Consider the following 15,150-nt stretch of genomic DNA (forward strand, 5'->3'; position numbering starts at 1 on the left):
CCGACCGCGATTGCGCGGTCGGCCCCTTCGCGTGTGTGCTTCTCGGACTGCCTCAGGGGTTGGTGTTGACCACGTACACGAGGTAGCTCACGTACCACCCGGAGAAGGCCGCCCCGGCCACCAGCACGACGCCGGCGACCTTGCGCGGCCAGCGGGCCATCAGCGCCGCCAGCGGCAGCGCGATGGTGAACGCGGGGAGCATGAAGCGCGGCTTGGACTGGAAGAACCAGCCGTTGCTGGTGGTCAGCGCGAGGAACATGACCAGCCCCCCGTACACGTGCACGGGCAGCGGGACCTTGCGGTTGCGGAACGACCACGCCATCAGCGCGACCGACAGGATGATCACGAACGTGCACACGACGTAGATCGGCCGGCCCAGGTGGGTCAGGTACTTGTTCATCCACTGCACGGTGCTTATGCCGAAGTCGAACCGCAGGTTGAACGCCTTGTCCTGGATCCAGAACCAGGCGTCCCAGCGCTTCCCGATGAACCCGACCCACACGATGAACCCGACCACGCCCAGCGGCGCGAGCACGGTCGCGATGACCGGACGCCGCGCCTCCGGACCCAGCAGACCCACGCGCGTGCCGTCGTCGCGCTTGGTCAGCACCACCTGGAGCGCCGCCACGCCGAGCGCCGCGACGAGCGCGAACGCGGTGTTGCGGGTCAGGCCCGCGCACAGGCACAGGATCAGCGCCGCGGTCCACTGCCGCTTCACGATCGCCAGCAGGCCCCACGAGGCGAAGGCCACGAACAGCGCCTCGGAGTAGACCATCGTCAACACCATCGAGCCGGGCGCGACGGCCCACAGCAGCGCGAAGATCGTGGCGGTGCGGTGGCTGCCGGTCAGGTGCCTGCCCAGCGCGTACAGCCCCCAGGCCGCGACCGCGCCGGACGCGAACGTGACCACCATTCCGGCGTTGAGGCTGTCGAGGCCGGTGAGGTTGGAGACCAGGCGGACCAGGTACGGGTAGCCGGGGAAGAACTCGACGTTGACCCAATACGGCTTCCCTGCGGGCGACACCGGCAGTTTGTCGACGTAGCCGAAGTCGGCGATGTCCCGGAACCACTTGCCGTCCCACGAGCCGACCATCGACCAGAACGGCTTCTTCGCGGCATACGCCATCAGGCCGAGCACGACGAGGTTGACCGCGCGGGCGATCAGGTAGCCGACTATCGCGGGCAGCGCGGGGCGTACCGCCGTCACGAACCGCCGGCCCGTCGCCACCGCCGCCGCCCTCGCCCGCTCCTTGAGGTCGGCGCCCCGGGAGGTCGGGTCCGCGGGCAGCTTGGCCGCGTCCGGGGCGACCGGGGTGGACGGAGACGGCATGAGGGCCCTTCTGCAAACTCGCGGTACTCGGGTCGCCGGGCCCTGGGGCGCGGCCCGGCCAGGGCCGCACGGGCGCGGACGCGCCGGGCGTGATCGACCGGACACAGCCTAGCGCCGCAGGTGGCGGCCCCGGTCCGGGTCCCGAGCCGTAACCGCGCGCCGGATGCCGATGGTGACGCACCCGTCACCTGCGTGTTATCCGGACGAGGCCGCGCGGACACGCGGGTGCGCGCTGTTGCGTGCGGCCGCGCAAGCCGGGGACGTCACCGTGCAGGCTTGCGACAGACGACAGACGACAGACGACAGACGACAGACGACAGATGGCTTGTGGCTGACGGCTGCGCTGCCGCCGACCGCAGACGGGCGCGCGCTTGACCGCAGGCGGCCGCGGGTCGTCAGCCGCGCGGGCTCAGCGGCAGCGCGGGACGCCCTTCGGGACCGGCGGCCCACTCGCCGGGGGAGTCCGCGATCTGGAGCCGCTTGCGCATCGCGGCGGCGACCCGGCCCGCCTGCCCGACGGCCCGCTGCGCGACCGGCCCGCTGTGGCGCCGGTCGACCGCGTCCGCCCACAGCCGCAGCCAGCGCGCGAAATGCTCTGCGGTGAGGGGGAATTGCGCGTGCAGCACCCGGTGCGGCTCCAGGGCGTTGCCCCGGTACTCGCCGCTGCGCAGCAGCGTCACTTCCCAGAAGTCGGCCAGGCGCGGCAGATGTGCTTCAAGGTCCATGCGCGCGACGTCGACGAAGATGTGCCCGAGCATGTCGTCCGCGAAAGCCGCCGCGTAGAAGTCCTCCAGCAGCCGCACGATGTCCTCGCGCGACTCGATGTCGGGCCGGGACGTCTCGGGAGGCTGCCGGTCGGGGGGGGGGGGNGAAAGCCGCCGCGTAGAAGTCCTCCAGCAGCCGCACGATGTCCTCGCGCGACTCGATGTCGGGCCGGGACGTCTCGGGAGGCTGCCGGTCGGGTCGCGGCGCCGCGGAGTCGCGGGGCCCGGACTCGCCGTGGCGAGGCTGCGCAGGCATGGCCACCAGGGTATGCGGCGTGGCGGCGCCGCGACGAACCGGTCCTTCGCTAGGCTGCCTTCTCAGGCGAACAGGTGTTCGCATTTGGTGGTCGCGCGAGTCGGCAGGGGAGTGGGCGTGCGGGTGTTCGGAGTGGACCCGGGGCTGACGCGCTGCGGGCTCGGGGTGGTGGACGGCGGGGTCGGCAAGCCGCTGAAGCTGGTTGAGGCCGGAGTCGTGCGTACCCCCGCCGATGCCGCGATCGACGCGCGCCTGCTGGGAGTCGAGCAGGGCATCGAGGAGTGGCTCGACCGGCACAAGCCGGACTGCGTCGCGGTGGAGCGCGTCTTCAGCCAGCACAACGTGCGCACGGTCATGGGCACCGCACAGGCGTCCGCCGTGGCGATCGTCTGCGCGGCCCGCCGCGGCCTGCCGGTCACCCTGCACCCGCCCAGTGAGGTCAAGGCCGCGGTGACCGGCAGCGGGCGGGCCGACAAGGCGCAGATCGGCGCGATGGTCGCGCGCATCCTGCGTCTCGACTCGCCACCCAAGCCCGCCGACGCCGCGGACGCGGTCGCGCTGGCCATCTGCCACATCTGGCGCGGCGGCGCGACGAACCGCCTCGCTGCCGCGGTGGCCGCGGCCCGCACGCCTGCGCCGCGCCTGCCGCGCGGTGCGCGAGGATGACCCCGTGATCGCTTTCGTCAGCGGCCCCGTCGCCGCGCTCGGTCCCGAACTGGCCGTCGTCGAGGTGGGCGGCGTCGGCATGGCCGTGCTGTGCACCCCCGCCACCCTCGCCGGACTGCGCGTCGGGGAGCCCGCGCGCCTGGCCACGAGCCTGGTGGTGCGCGAGGACTCGCTGACGTTGTACGGCTTCGCCGACGACGACGAGCGCTCTACCTTCGAACTGCTCCAGACGGCCAGCGGCGTGGGCCCGCGCCTCGCGCAGGCGATGCTCGCCGTGCACAGCCCCGACGCACTTCGCGCCGCGGTGGCGGGCGGCGACGAGAAGGCGCTCACCGCCGTGCCGGGGATCGGCAAGAAGGGCGCGCAGAAGCTGCTCATCGAGCTGAAGGACCGGCTCGGCGCGCCGACCGGCGGGGCCGGGGCGGCCCGCGTCGGGGCACCCGTATCACTGTCGTGGCGCGACCAGTTGCACGTGGCGCTGGTCGGTCTCGGCTATGCGACGCGTGAGGCGGACGAGGCGGTCGGTGCCGCGGCCCCGGAGGCCGAGGCGGTCGTCGCCGAGGGCGGGACGCCGGACGTCGGCGCGCTGCTGCGTACCGCGCTGCGCAGCCTCAACCGCCGGTGAGCGGGATGTTCGCGGACTTGGCGGTGAGTCGATATATCTGTGCCGACGTTTGCGTCGGTGCCCGCACGGACGTCCACGCCGGTCTCGGCGCCCGTGGTCCGATCGGCCCGCGGGCCGCACACGACGGCCGCGCGAAGTGTCCGTCGGGTGCGCAAGGATGGCGCCCGGGCAGGCACGGCGACTTCACGGGACTCACGGGATTCAGGGGCGAGACGGCATGACGCACGATGGGGACCGCCTCGTCACCGCCGAGGCGGACGGCGAGGACCAGGCCGTCGAAGCCGCGCTGCGCCCGCGCAGCCTCGACGAGTTCATCGGCCAGGAACGCGTGCGCGAGCAGTTGTCGCTGGTGCTGCGCGCGGCCAGGGCCCGCGGCGGTACGCCCGACCACGTCCTTTTGTCCGGCCCGCCGGGTCTCGGCAAGACCACGCTGTCGATGATCATCGCGGCGGAGATGGGCGTCCCTATCCGCATCACCTCGGGCCCGGCCATCCAGCACGCGGGCGACCTCGCGGCGATCCTGTCCTCGTTGGCCGAGGGCGAGGTGTTGTTCCTCGACGAGATCCACCGCATGTCGCGGCCCGCCGAGGAGATGCTCTACATGGCGATGGAGGACTTCCGCGTCGACATCATCGTCGGCAAGGGCCCCGGCGCCACGGCCATCCCGCTGGAGCTGCCGCCCTTCACCCTCGTCGGCGCCACGACCCGGGCGGGCCTGCTGCCGCCGCCGCTGCGCGACCGGTTCGGCTTCACCGGACACATGGACTTCTACGCGCCCGCGGAGCTGGAACGCGTGCTGCACCGCTCGGCCCGGCTGCTGGACGTCCCCATCCACGAGGACGGCGCCGCCGAGATCGCGGGGCGCTCGCGCGGTACGCCGCGCATCGCCAACCGCCTGCTGCGCCGGGTGCGCGACTACGCCCAGGTGCGCGCGGACGGCGAGGTGACGCGCGAGGTGGCCGCACTCGCCCTCGACGTCTACGAGGTGGACGCGTCGGGACTGGACCGGCTGGACCGGTCGGTGCTGCACGCGCTGGTGACGCTGTTCGGCGGCGGCCCGGTGGGGCTGTCGACGCTCGCGGTCGCGGTCGGCGAGGAAACGGAGACCGTCGAAGAGGTGGCCGAGCCGTTTCTGGTGCGAAGCGGTCTGCTGGCGCGCACCCCGCGCGGGCGTGTGGCGACGGCGGCGGCCTGGACGCACCTGGGTCTCGTACCGCCGCAGAACACCGCGAGCGGACAGTCGGGGCGTACCGCCCAGCCGGGATTGTTCGGGGACGAAGGTCCCGGGGCCGGATCGGGCGGCGGCGCGGCGAACGGGTGACGGCCGGGAACGCCTGGACGCCGCGATCGTTGTTCCTTGTGTATCCGTCCGTCTAGACTCCGCCGAGGCCACACGTCGGCCTTGATCAACGTCATGATCCGAGCCGCCGAGCGGCACCGGAAAGGAATCGTTTCCAGCCGTGGACATCCTCAGCCTTCTGCCCATCCTGCTCATTTTCGTCGTGATCTATTTCTTCATGATCAAGCCGGCGAAGAAGCGCCAGCAGGAGGCGGCCCAGACGCAGAACTCGTTGCGCCCCGGGTCGGAGGTCCGTACCATCGCGGGTCTCTTCGCGACCGTCTCGGAGGTCGAGGACGACTCGGTCATCCTGGAGATCGCCCCGGGCGTGCACTGCCGCTACCTCAAGAGCGCGATCGCCGCGGTGCTCAGCACCGGCGATGACGACGGCGACCACGACGATGACGACGAGGACGAGGACGACCACGCCGCGGCGGGTGGGACGGACGGGGCACAGGACGGCACGGACGCCGACTCCGTGGACCTCGGCAAGAAGCCGAGCAGCGGGGCGGCCAACGGTGACAACGGCGAACAACCGCGCCGGGACGCGTAGTTCCTGAAATCGCGGGGATGACGGCGGCCCATGGGGTCGCCGTCGGCAATACAGTCATGTCCAGGCCACGGATGCACCCGGATACGGGTCCGGGCGCTGTGCCGTGATCCGGCGACGTACCGGACCGGCACCAACAGGGAGATGGGCGAAGGTGGCAGCACCGAAATCAAGCACACGAGGGCACCCCGGACGGGCCCTGGTCTTCATCACGGTGATCATCGCCGCCCTCTACGGGATCATGTTCGCGACCGGCGACACCACGCCGCGGCTCGGCATCGACCTTGCGGGCGGCACCAGCGTGACGCTGAAGGCCAAGCCCGACCAGGGCGCGGGCAAGAACGCCGTCAACCCGGACAACATGAACACCGCGGTGGAGATCATCCGCGACCGCGTCAACGCGTTCGGTGTGTCCGAGGCCGAGGTGCAGACGCAGGGCAGCGACCACATCGTCATCAACATCCCCAAGGGGAAGGGCGAGAAGGAAGCCGCCGCGCAGGTCGGGCAGACCGCGAAGCTGTTCTTCCGGCCGGTGCTGAAGGCCGAGCAGCAGCCGGTCACCGAGACGCCCGCGACGCCCCCGCCGACGAGCCCGGCGCCCGGCACCACGCCGCCCGCGTCGACGCCGCCCGCCGCGTCCAACCCGCCGCAGGGCCAGGGTGCCGCCTCGTCGCCGCCGCCGGCCGCAAGCACCCCCTCGGGCTCCGCCACGGGAACCGGCAAGCCGACCGCCTCGGGCTCCGCGACGTCCACCGCGTCGAACAAGGCGACTCCGGCGTCCAGCACCTCGACCTCGTCGAAGCCGCAGGGCCGGGTCATCCCGGACCTGAAGGAGGAGACCCCGCCGCCGTCGAACCCGCCGGGCACCCCGGCGCCGTCGCCGTCCGCGACGACTGCCGCGCCGTTCGACATGACGCAGCCGATAACGGAAGCGCCCGCGCAGGCCAACACCGACCTCGCGGCCTACGGCGTGACGCCCGAGATGCAGGCCAAGTTCGACGCGCTGGACTGCTCGAACCCGGCCAACCGCGGGATCGGCAACAACACCGACCCCCTCCAGCCGGTCGTGGCGTGCGACAAGGACGTCAACAAGGAATCGCAGACGATCGAGAAGTACATCCTCGGTCCCGCCGCGATCGACGGCACCGACCTCTCGTCGTCGCAGGCCCAGCTCCCGGGCGCCGGTCAGGTCGGCGGCTGGGAGGTCGCGCTCAACTTCGACGGAGCCGGCACCGACAAGTTCACCAAGATCACCGGTGAGCTTTCGAGCAGCCAGTACCCGACGAACCGCTTCGCGGTCGAGCTGGACGGCGCCGTGGTCGTCGCCCCGACGGTCAGCCAGGAGCTGCCCGGCGGCCAGGCGGTCATCACCGGCGACTTCAGCCAGAAGGAGGCCAAGGCCCTCGCGAACGTCCTCAAGTTCGGCGCGCTGCCGCTGTCCTTCGAGCAGAGCGAGGTCAGCACGGTCTCCGCGGCTCTCGGCTCGGACCAGCTCCGCGGCGGTCTGATCGCCGGCGCGATCGGCCTCGTCCTGGTGGCCCTGTACTCGATCATGTACTACCGCGGCCTGGGCGTCGTGAGCCTCGTGAGCCTGCTGATCTCCGGCCTGCTGACGTACGCGATCATGTGCCTGCTCGGCCGCGGCATCGGGTTCGCGCTGAACCTGCCCGCGGTCTGCGGCGCCATCGCGGCCATCGGCATCACCGCCGACTCGTTCATCGTCTACTTCGAACGCATCCGCGACGAGGTGCGCGAGGGCAAGTCGCTGCAACCCGCCGTGGCCCGCGCGTGGCCGCGTGCCCGGCGCACCATCCTGGTGTCCGACTTCGTGTCCTTCCTCGCCGCCGCCGTCCTGTACTACGTGTCGGTCGGCAAGGTGAAGGGCTTCGCGTTCACGCTCGGCCTCACCACGCTCCTCGACATCGTGGTGGTGTTCCTGTTCACCAAGCCGTTGATGGTGATCCTGGCGCGCAAGAAGTTCTTCGCGTCCGGCCACCCGTGGTCGGGCCTCGACCCGGCGCGCCTGGGGGCCAAGCGGGCCCTGGCGTACCGTGCGACGCGCCGGCCCCGGCCCACCGTCGAACCCAAGGAGGCCTGATGTCACGCCTCTCCGGCCTGCGCAGCGTCGGCCACAAGCTCTACAGCGGCGAGATCGAGTACGACTTCGTCGGCAAGAAGAAGCGCTGGTACGCACTGTCCGCGCTGATCCTGGTGCTCGCGGTGGCCGGCCTGCTGGGCCGCGGCCTGTCGCAGGGCATCGAGTTCAAGGGCGGCGCGGTCTTCACGGTCAACAAGCCCGGGCTCTCTGTCTCGCAGGTGCACGACGCCATAGAGGAGTTCACCGGGTCGCACGAGCCGATCGTCCAGAAGGTCGGCAGCAACCAGGTCCGCGCGCAGATCGCCAGCAAGGACACCGGCAACTTCAACAACATCAAGGAGGCGCTGAGCGTCAAGCTCGGCGTCGCGCCGGACAAGATCGACAGCGAGCTGGTCGGCCCCAGTTGGGGCAAGGAGATCTCCAAGAAGGCCCTCCAGGGCCTGGTGATCTTCATGATCCTGGTGGTGATCTACCTCAGTATCGCCTTCGAGTGGCGCATGGCGTTGGCGGCACTCGTCGCGCTGATCCACGACATCGTGATCACGATCGGCGTGTACGCCCTGGTCGGCTTCGAGGTGACGCCGGGCACGGTCATCGGCCTGCTGACGATCCTCGGTTATTCGCTCTACGACACCGTCGTCGTGTTCGACACGGTCAAGGAGACGACCCGGGGCATCACCAAGCAGAACAAGATCACCTTCAGTCAGGCGGCCAACCGCGGCCTCAACCAGACGCTGGTCCGGTCCATCAACACCTCCGTGGTGGCGCTGCTGCCGGTCGGTGCGCTGCTGTTCGTCGGCGGCGGGCTGCTCGGCGCGGGCATGCTCAAGGACATCGCGCTGTCGCTCTTCGTGGGTCTGGCCGCGGGTGCGTTCTCGTCGATCTTCATCGCCACGCCGATGTTCGCCGACCTCAAGGAGCGCACGCCGGAGATGCGCCAGCTCGCCAAGCGGGTCGCGCAGCACCAGGCCGCGCAGGCCAAGGCCGCCGCGCGCGGCGAGGGCGAGGGGGCCGCGAAGTCCGCGGCGCCCGCGGGGGCGGACGCCGACGAGGACCGCGACGACGATGACGACGACGGCGAGCCGGCCGCCGCCGGGTCGACGCCGCGGACCTCGGGTTCGAGTTCGGGAGGCGTACGCCGCCAGCCGACGCGCAACCGCTCGCGCAACCGTCCGAGCGGCAAGCGCAAGCACTGACCACCGGAGACCGGGTGGCGTACGGGACAGCCCTCGTGCTGCACCGCACGCCACCCGGTCGCCGCTTTGTCCGGGAAAGGACCCCCGAACCGTGGAACTGAGCGACCTGCTCGCAAGCCGCATCCGCGACGTGCCCGACTGGCCGAAGCCCGGCGTCGTCTTCAAGGACATCTCACCGCTGCTCGCCGACCACGAGGTCTTCACCGCGCTCGTCAACGCCCTCGCGGACCACTGCGCCGAGTCCGGCGTGCAGAAGGTCGTCGGCATCGAGGCCCGCGGCTTCATCCTGGCCGCCCCGGTCGCCTACCGGGCCGGCGCCGGATTCGTCCCGGTCCGCAAGCAGGGAAAACTGCCGTGCGCCACCTTCGCGGAGAGCTACGACCTGGAGTACGGCTCCGCGACCCTGGAGGTCCACCAGGACGCCTTCGCCCCCGGCGAACGCGTGCTGGTCATCGACGACGTCCTGGCCACCGGCGGCACCGTCGCCGCCACGATCTCACTGGTCCGACGCACCGGAGCCGAGGTCGCGGGCGTGTCGGTGCTGCTGGAGCTCGGCTTCCTGGCGGGCCGCGCCAAGCTGGACGGCCTCCTGCCGGACCCCGCGGTGCGGTCCTTCCTGACCATCTGAGACCCGCGGACGCGAACCCGCGCCGGGCCACTCTCGTTACGATGGAGGTCCAGTGAGGTTTTTCGACGACGATGACACTGCGGAGCGGCCGAGCCCTCAGGCCCCGACTCCGGCGGGTCGCCCGCGGAAGACGACGCAGCAGTAACCGGCGGGAGGAGTGCCGTTGCCGGACGAGGTCGTGCCCGTGGCGCCGACACCGGGAGAGTCCGCACCGGACCCGTCCCGAGCCCCTTCGCGGGCCGCGTCGGACCGGGCCAACCGGCAAGCACCGGGAGACGGATCCGACCGCGCGGACACTTCGGCGGGCCGTACGGGCGCGCCCGCCGACGCCTCCGCGGCGCCGGATCCGGCCGACGCCCCCGCGGCGTCCGGGTCGGCCGATGCGTCCAGCCCCGCGGAGCCGCCTTCCGACGCCTCCGCGGCACCGCCCCCGGAGCCGTCCCCCGACCGCACCGACACGGTCGGCACCGACCACGGCGCCGCGGCCGCCGGCGCCCCGGGCCCCGAGTCCCGGCCCGCTCCCGCACGCCCGCCGACGGTCCGGCGCGCCACGTCCGGCGACCGCGTGCGCTCGCTGCGCGGCGACACCGGCGGCCGGGTGCGGGCCCGCCTGGCCCGGCTCGGCGTGCAGCGCAGCAGCGTCTACAACCCGGTCCTGGAGCCGCTGCTGCGGATCGTGCGGGTCAACGACCCCAAGGCCGACCTGCGCCAGATCGAGAGCGCGTACACGACCGCGGAGCGCTGGCACCGCGGGCAGCGGCGCAAGAGCGGCGACCCGTACATCACCCACCCGCTCGCGGTCGCCACGATCCTCGCCGAGCTGGGTATGGACCCGCCGACCCTGATGGCCGGGCTGCTGCACGACACGGTCGAGGACACCGACTACGGCCTGGAGACACTGCGCCGCGACTTCGGCGACACCGTCGCCATGCTCGTGGACGGCGTCACCAAGCTCGACAAGGTCAAGTTCGGCGAGGCCGCGCAGGCCGAGACCGTGCGCAAGATGGTCATCGCGATGGCGAAGGACCCGCGCGTCCTGGTCATCAAGCTCGCCGACCGCCTGCACAACATGCGCACGATGCGTTACCTCAAGCGCGAGAAGCAGGAGCGCAAGGCACGCGAGACTCTGGAGATCTACGCGCCGCTGGCCCACCGCCTGGGCATGAACACCATCAAGTGGGAGCTGGAGGACCTGGCCTTCGCCATCCTCTACCCCAAGATGTACGACGAGATCGTGCGCCTCGTCGCCGAGCGCGCGCCCAAGCGCGACGAGTACCTGTCCGGCGTCATCGAGCAGGTGCAGAACGACCTGCGCGGCTCGCGCATCAAGGCGACCGTCACGGGCCGACCGAAGCACTACTACTCCGTGTACCAGAAGATGATCGTCCGGGGCCGCGACTTCGCGGAGATCTACGACCTGGTCGGCATCCGCGTGCTCGTCGACTCCGTCCGCGACTGCTACGCGGCGCTCGGGACCATCCACGCGCGGTGGAACCCGGTGCCGGGGCGGTTCAAGGACTACGTCGCGATGCCCAAGTTCAACATGTACCAGTCGCTGCACACGACGGTGATCGGACCCGAGGGCAAGCCCGTCGAGCTCCAGATCCGCACGTTCGACATGCACCGGCGCGCCGAGTACGGCATCGCGGCGCACTGGAAGTACAAGGCCGAGGCGGTCGGCGGCAACCGTGCGGCGGCCGACGCCAAGGCGTCCAAGAAGGACAACGGCCAGGTCGGCGACATGGCGTGGCTGCGCCAACTCCTGGACTGGCAGCGGGAGACCGACGATCCGGGCGAGTTCCTGGAGTCGCTGCGGTTCGACCTGTCCTCGCAGGAGGTCTTCGTCTTCACCCCCAAGGGCGACGTCATCGCGTTGCCCGCGGGGTCCACGCCGGTCGACTTCGCGTACGCCGTGCACACCGATGTCGGGCACCGCACCATCGGCGCGCGCGTGAACGGCCGTCTCGTGCCGCTGGAGAGCCGCCTCGACAACGGCGACCTGGTCGAGGTGTTCACCTCCAAGGCGGAGAACGCCGCCCCCAGCCGCGACTGGCTCGGCTTCGTCAAGTCGCCGCGCGCCCGCAACAAGATCCGCCAGTGGTTCTCCAAGGAGCGCCGCGAGGAGGCGATCGAGCACGGCAAGGACGCCCTGACACGCGCGATGCGCAAGCAGGGCCTGCCCTTGCAGCGCCTGATGACCAGTGGCGACGCCCTGGTGACGCTGGCCCACGAGCTGCGCTACCCGGACATCTCCGCGCTGTACGCCGCGATCGGCGAACAGCAGGTCTCCGCCCAGCACATCGTGCAGCGCCTGGTCGCGTCGCTGGGCGGCGAGGAGGGCGCGACCGAGGACCTGGCCGAGGTCACCACACCGACCGCGACCCGGCGTTCGCGGCGGGCCAGCGGCGACCCGGGCGTGATCGTCAAGGGTGTCGAGGACATCTGGGTCAAGCTGTCGCGCTGCTGCACGCCGGTCCCGGGCGACCCGATCATCGGCTTCGTGACGCGCGGCAGCGGGGTCTCGGTGCACCGCAAGGACTGCGGCAACGTCGAGTCGCTGTCGCAGCAGCCCGAGCGGATCGTCGAGGTCGAGTGGGCGCCGACCGCGTCCTCGGTGTTCCTGGTGGCGATAGAGGTCCAGGCGCTCGACCGGTCGCGGCTGCTGTCGGACATCACGCGCGTGTTGTCCGACCAGCACGTCAACATCCTGTCGGCGTCCGTGACCACCAGCCGCGACCGCGTCGCGCTCAGCCGCTTCACGTTCGAGATGGGCGACCCCAAGCACCTGGGACACGTGCTCAAGGCGGTGCGCGGGGTCGAGGGCGTGTTCGACGCGTACCGCGTCACCAGCGGGCGGCAGCAGGGCTGACCGCGCGCCGCGTCGAGCGGTACGCGAGAACGCGCCAGGCGCGGACGGGCGGAGGACGGGAGGTGTCCCAGCCGCCGCCCGCCCGTTCCCGAGCCTCTGAAGACACGAGCCCCTGAAGACACGAGCTAGTCCTGCCGCCAGGCGACCACCTTGAGGACCCAATAGAGGCTGGGCTTGTTGCTGTCCGGGAGGGCGATGACCTGCACCGCGCCCACGAGCTTCTGCTCGTTGCTGCGCACGCAGATGACGGTGCCGGGCTTGACGATGGTCAGCGGGTACTCGTCGGTGTACCGGGTCAGCGTCGAGCAGGTCTGGTAGTCCATCTTCTCGCCCGGCAGCAGCATCACCAGCTCCGAGCCGGTGAGCCGGTCCTCGCGGAACTTGATGCCCGCCTCACCGCACGAGTAGTCGCTGTACCAGGGCTTGCTGTACTTCAGCGCTACGCAGTACTTCACCGGCACGTCCATCCGGACCTCGGAGACCACCTCGCCGGGGGCGACCCCGCCCGCGGTGACCTCCGAGCCGGCGGTGCCGGTACCCGTCGGCGAACCTGTCGTGCGGGCCGTGGAGGAGGCCGTGGGCGTGCCCGACGGCGACTTGCCGGTCGGGGAGTTTGTGCGGTTCCCGCCGGTTCCGGACGCCCCGGAGGCCGGGGGCGTCGGCACGCCGCCGGTGTTCGCGGCGGGCCCGGCCTTGTCGGCCTTGTCGTTCTTGTCGTCGTCCCGGGCCAGTAGGGCCACCGCGGTGCCCGCGCCCGCGATGGCCAGCACCAGGAACACGGCCAGCGCGATCAGAGCCCGCCGCCTGCGCTTCGGGGCGCGCGCGGTCGGGTCCGGCGGCAGCGGTGGCGGTTCCTCCTCGGCGCGCTGGTCGATCTCGGCCTTGACGGTCGCGGGCAGCCAGCCTTCGGCCGCGTGCAGGCGCGAGTCCCCGGAGGCGCTGCGGCACAGCTCGATCACCTGGGCGGGCGTCGGACGCTCGGCCGGGTCCTTGGCCAGCAGCCGCGCCACGACCTCGCGCACGCGCGCCGGGCACGCCGACAGGTCGGGCTCCTCGTGCACCACGCGGTAGAGGACCGACGTGTCGGTCCCCTCGCCGAACGGCCCCACACCGGTCGCCGCGTACACCGCGAGCGCGCCGAGCGAGAACACGTCGGTGGCGGCCACCGCCGGGCGTCCCTGGGCCTGTTCCGGGGCCATGAAGGACGGCGTGCCGATGCTGAACCCGGTCTGCGTGAGCGGCGTCGCGTCGGCGGCCCGGGCGATGCCGAAGTCGATGACGCGCGGGCCGTCGGCGGCGAGGATCACGTTGGACGGCTTGAGGTCCCGGTGCACGATCCCGGCCGCGTGCACGGACTGGAGGGCCTCGGCGACGCCCGCGGTCAGGACGAGCACGCTCTCCGGCGGCAGCGGCCCGTGCCGCAGCACCGCCTCGTTGAGGGCCGGTCCGGCGATGTAGGCGGTGGCGAGCCAGGGCTGCGCGGCGCTCGCGTCGCAGTCGAGCACCGGTGCCGTGTAGAGGCCCTGCACGCGCTGCGCGGCGACCACTTCCTGCTGGAACCGGCGCCGGAACTCGGGGTCGTCGGCGAACTCGCCGCGGATCACCTTGATGGCGACCGGACGGCCGCCCGGCGTGGCCGAGAGGTAGACGCGGCCCATGCCTCCGGCGCCCAGCCGGGCGCGCAGGACGTAGCCGCCGACACTGCGGGGGTCGTCGGCGTCAAGGGGCCGCAGGGCGGCGCGGTCGGGGCCGGCGGCCCAGGTCCCGGCGGCGTGCGGGGCGGCGTGTGCGGCGGCGTAGGCCGGTGCGGGGGCCGATGTGTAGGCGGGCGCGGGGGTGTGGGCGGGCGCGGCGGCCAGGTTGGGGTTCGGTTCCGTGGGGAGCGCGCCCGGTGCCACGGGGCCCGCGGGGGCCGGGGGTTGGGGATTCGGCGTGGCGCGGGGGAGTGCGGGGCCCTCGACGGTTTCGGGGGTGGGGCGCGGCTGGGGTTGGGCCTGCGGCTGTGGTGGGGCGGCGGGTGGGGTGAGCGCCGCGGTGCGGGAGGCCGGGGTCTCGGGCTGGACGGGCGGCGGGGCGGCTTGCGCCGGGGTGGCCGGCGGCGTCGCCGGACCGACCGCCGGAGGCGCGGCCGCTGGGGCCGCCGCCGGGACCGCCGGCGGAACGGCCGGGGGCGTCGGCGGCGTGTTCGGCGGGCCCGCGGGTCGGGGCGGCGGGCCGACCCGCGGCGCGACGGACGGCTGGGGCGGGGGAGCGGCAGGCGTATTCGGTGAGGTGTTGGGGGCGGTGCTCGCGGCGCTGTGCTCGGCGTCGACCGCGGTCACCGTCGTGGTGGCCCCCGACAGTTGCGCGGCAACCGCCGTCCGCCAGCGGTCCTCCCAGCCCGCGATGTCGCCGCCGCACTCGCGTACGAAGTCCAGCGTGACCTGGAGGGGCGGCACCACCACGCCCCCGAGCGCCGCGGTGAGGACAGCCTCGTCGACGCCGACGCGCCGTGCGAGTTCGACCGTGTCGGAAACGGCAGCTTCGCCCCTGACCCGCCGCAACTCGCGTGCGAACTCGGCCAAAGGCTCCCCGACGGACATATGACTCCCCGAAGTCCCAGCTATGCAGATGTGATTGATGACGCGTTACATCATTGCGGATCATCACGGCAGGGGGCGCGGGGGAAGTCCCCTACGCTGCCGCGTTGTGTCGTACGACTGAGACGTTTGTGCGCTGGCAAGTCCCGGGTAGTGCACCGCAGTTCCCGGCGCGGCAGTCCGTCGGGGCTCCAAGTGCCGTTCCGTTCGACTCAATTGCCGTGCACGCAGAAGCGGGGGGGGGGGGGGG

10 protein-coding genes and 1 pseudogene are annotated in these 15,150 nt (G+C 72.0%); 8 read left to right on the forward strand and 3 right to left on the reverse strand.

What is annotated here, in order from left to right; all coding sequences use genetic code 11:
• Window positions 1-52 precede the first annotated feature (52 nt).
• Together ACRX5S_RS00655 and ACRX5S_RS00660 are read right to left on the reverse strand one after the other, a co-directional pair.
• Entirely contained in the window at window positions 53-1,330 is a 1,278-nt protein-coding gene (locus ACRX5S_RS00655; RefSeq protein WP_436770667.1) for a mannosyltransferase family protein, read from the reverse strand.
• A 395-nt stretch (window positions 1,331-1,725) separates the two neighbouring features.
• Entirely contained in the window at window positions 1,726-2,133 is a 408-nt protein-coding gene (locus ACRX5S_RS00660) for a group III truncated hemoglobin (RefSeq protein WP_436770668.1), read from the reverse strand.
• A 334-nt stretch (window positions 2,134-2,467) separates the two neighbouring features.
• On the opposite strand from ACRX5S_RS00660, the gene ruvC reads away from it, so the two are divergent.
• From ruvC to ACRX5S_RS00700, 8 genes are all read left to right on the forward strand, one after another.
• Window positions 2,468-3,016 (forward strand): crossover junction endodeoxyribonuclease RuvC, encoded by a 549-nt coding sequence (gene ruvC, locus ACRX5S_RS00665; RefSeq protein ID WP_436770669.1) that lies wholly within the window; start codon window positions 2,468-2,470, stop codon window positions 3,014-3,016.
• A gap of 4 nt (window positions 3,017-3,020) precedes the next feature.
• Window positions 3,021-3,641, forward strand: coding sequence for a Holliday junction branch migration protein RuvA (ruvA, locus tag ACRX5S_RS00670; protein WP_436770670.1), 621 nt, complete (start codon window positions 3,021-3,023; stop codon window positions 3,639-3,641).
• Between the two features lie 217 nt (window positions 3,642-3,858).
• Window positions 3,859-4,962 (forward strand): Holliday junction branch migration DNA helicase RuvB, encoded by a 1,104-nt coding sequence (gene ruvB / locus ACRX5S_RS00675; RefSeq protein WP_436770671.1) that lies wholly within the window; start codon window positions 3,859-3,861, stop codon window positions 4,960-4,962.
• Between the two features lie 139 nt (window positions 4,963-5,101).
• Window positions 5,102-5,533: a preprotein translocase subunit YajC gene (yajC, locus tag ACRX5S_RS00680; protein WP_436770672.1), complete on the forward strand. Its 432-nt coding sequence runs from the start codon at window positions 5,102-5,104 to the stop codon at window positions 5,531-5,533.
• 151 nt (window positions 5,534-5,684) lie between these two features.
• Window positions 5,685-7,628 carry a protein translocase subunit SecD gene (gene secD / locus ACRX5S_RS00685; RefSeq protein WP_436770673.1) on the forward strand — a complete coding sequence of 648 codons (1,944 nt, stop codon included), beginning with the start codon at window positions 5,685-5,687 and terminating at the stop codon, window positions 7,626-7,628.
• Complete coding sequence (gene secF / locus ACRX5S_RS00690) at window positions 7,628-8,824, forward strand: protein translocase subunit SecF (RefSeq protein WP_436770674.1); 1,197 nt, start codon at window positions 7,628-7,630, stop codon at window positions 8,822-8,824. Before secD ends, secF begins: the two co-directional genes overlap by 1 nt.
• 91 nt (window positions 8,825-8,915) lie before the next feature.
• A complete protein-coding gene (locus ACRX5S_RS00695) occupies window positions 8,916-9,452 on the forward strand; it encodes an adenine phosphoribosyltransferase (protein ID WP_436770675.1) in 537 nt (178 codons plus the stop codon).
• A 163-nt stretch (window positions 9,453-9,615) separates the two neighbouring features.
• Window positions 9,616-12,321 carry a RelA/SpoT family protein gene (locus tag ACRX5S_RS00700; RefSeq protein WP_436770676.1) on the forward strand — a complete coding sequence of 902 codons (2,706 nt, stop codon included), beginning with the start codon at window positions 9,616-9,618 and terminating at the stop codon, window positions 12,319-12,321.
• Between the two features lie 812 nt (window positions 12,322-13,133).
• Here ACRX5S_RS00700 and ACRX5S_RS00705 read toward each other — a convergent pair.
• Window positions 13,134-14,054 (reverse strand): annotated as a pseudogene (locus ACRX5S_RS00705) (serine/threonine-protein kinase); the annotation flags it as partial.
• Window positions 14,055-15,150: the final 1,096 nt, after the last annotated feature.

The organism is Yinghuangia sp. YIM S09857 (assembly GCF_051388915.1).
Classification (GTDB): domain Bacteria; phylum Actinomycetota; class Actinomycetes; order Streptomycetales; family Streptomycetaceae; genus Yinghuangia.

Bases quoted from the DNA above. Each gene is read 5' to 3' on its own strand.
- secF (WP_436770674.1), top strand. From the start codon at position 7,628: ATGTCACGCCTCTCCGGCCTGCGCAGCGTCGGCCACAAGCTCTACAGC.
- ruvB (WP_436770671.1), top strand. From the start codon at position 3,859: ATGACGCACGATGGGGACCGCCTCGTCACCGCCGAGGCGGACGGCGAG.
- ACRX5S_RS00655 (WP_436770667.1), bottom strand. From the start codon at position 1,330: ATGCCGTCTCCGTCCACCCCGGTCGCCCCGGACGCGGCCAAGCTGCCC.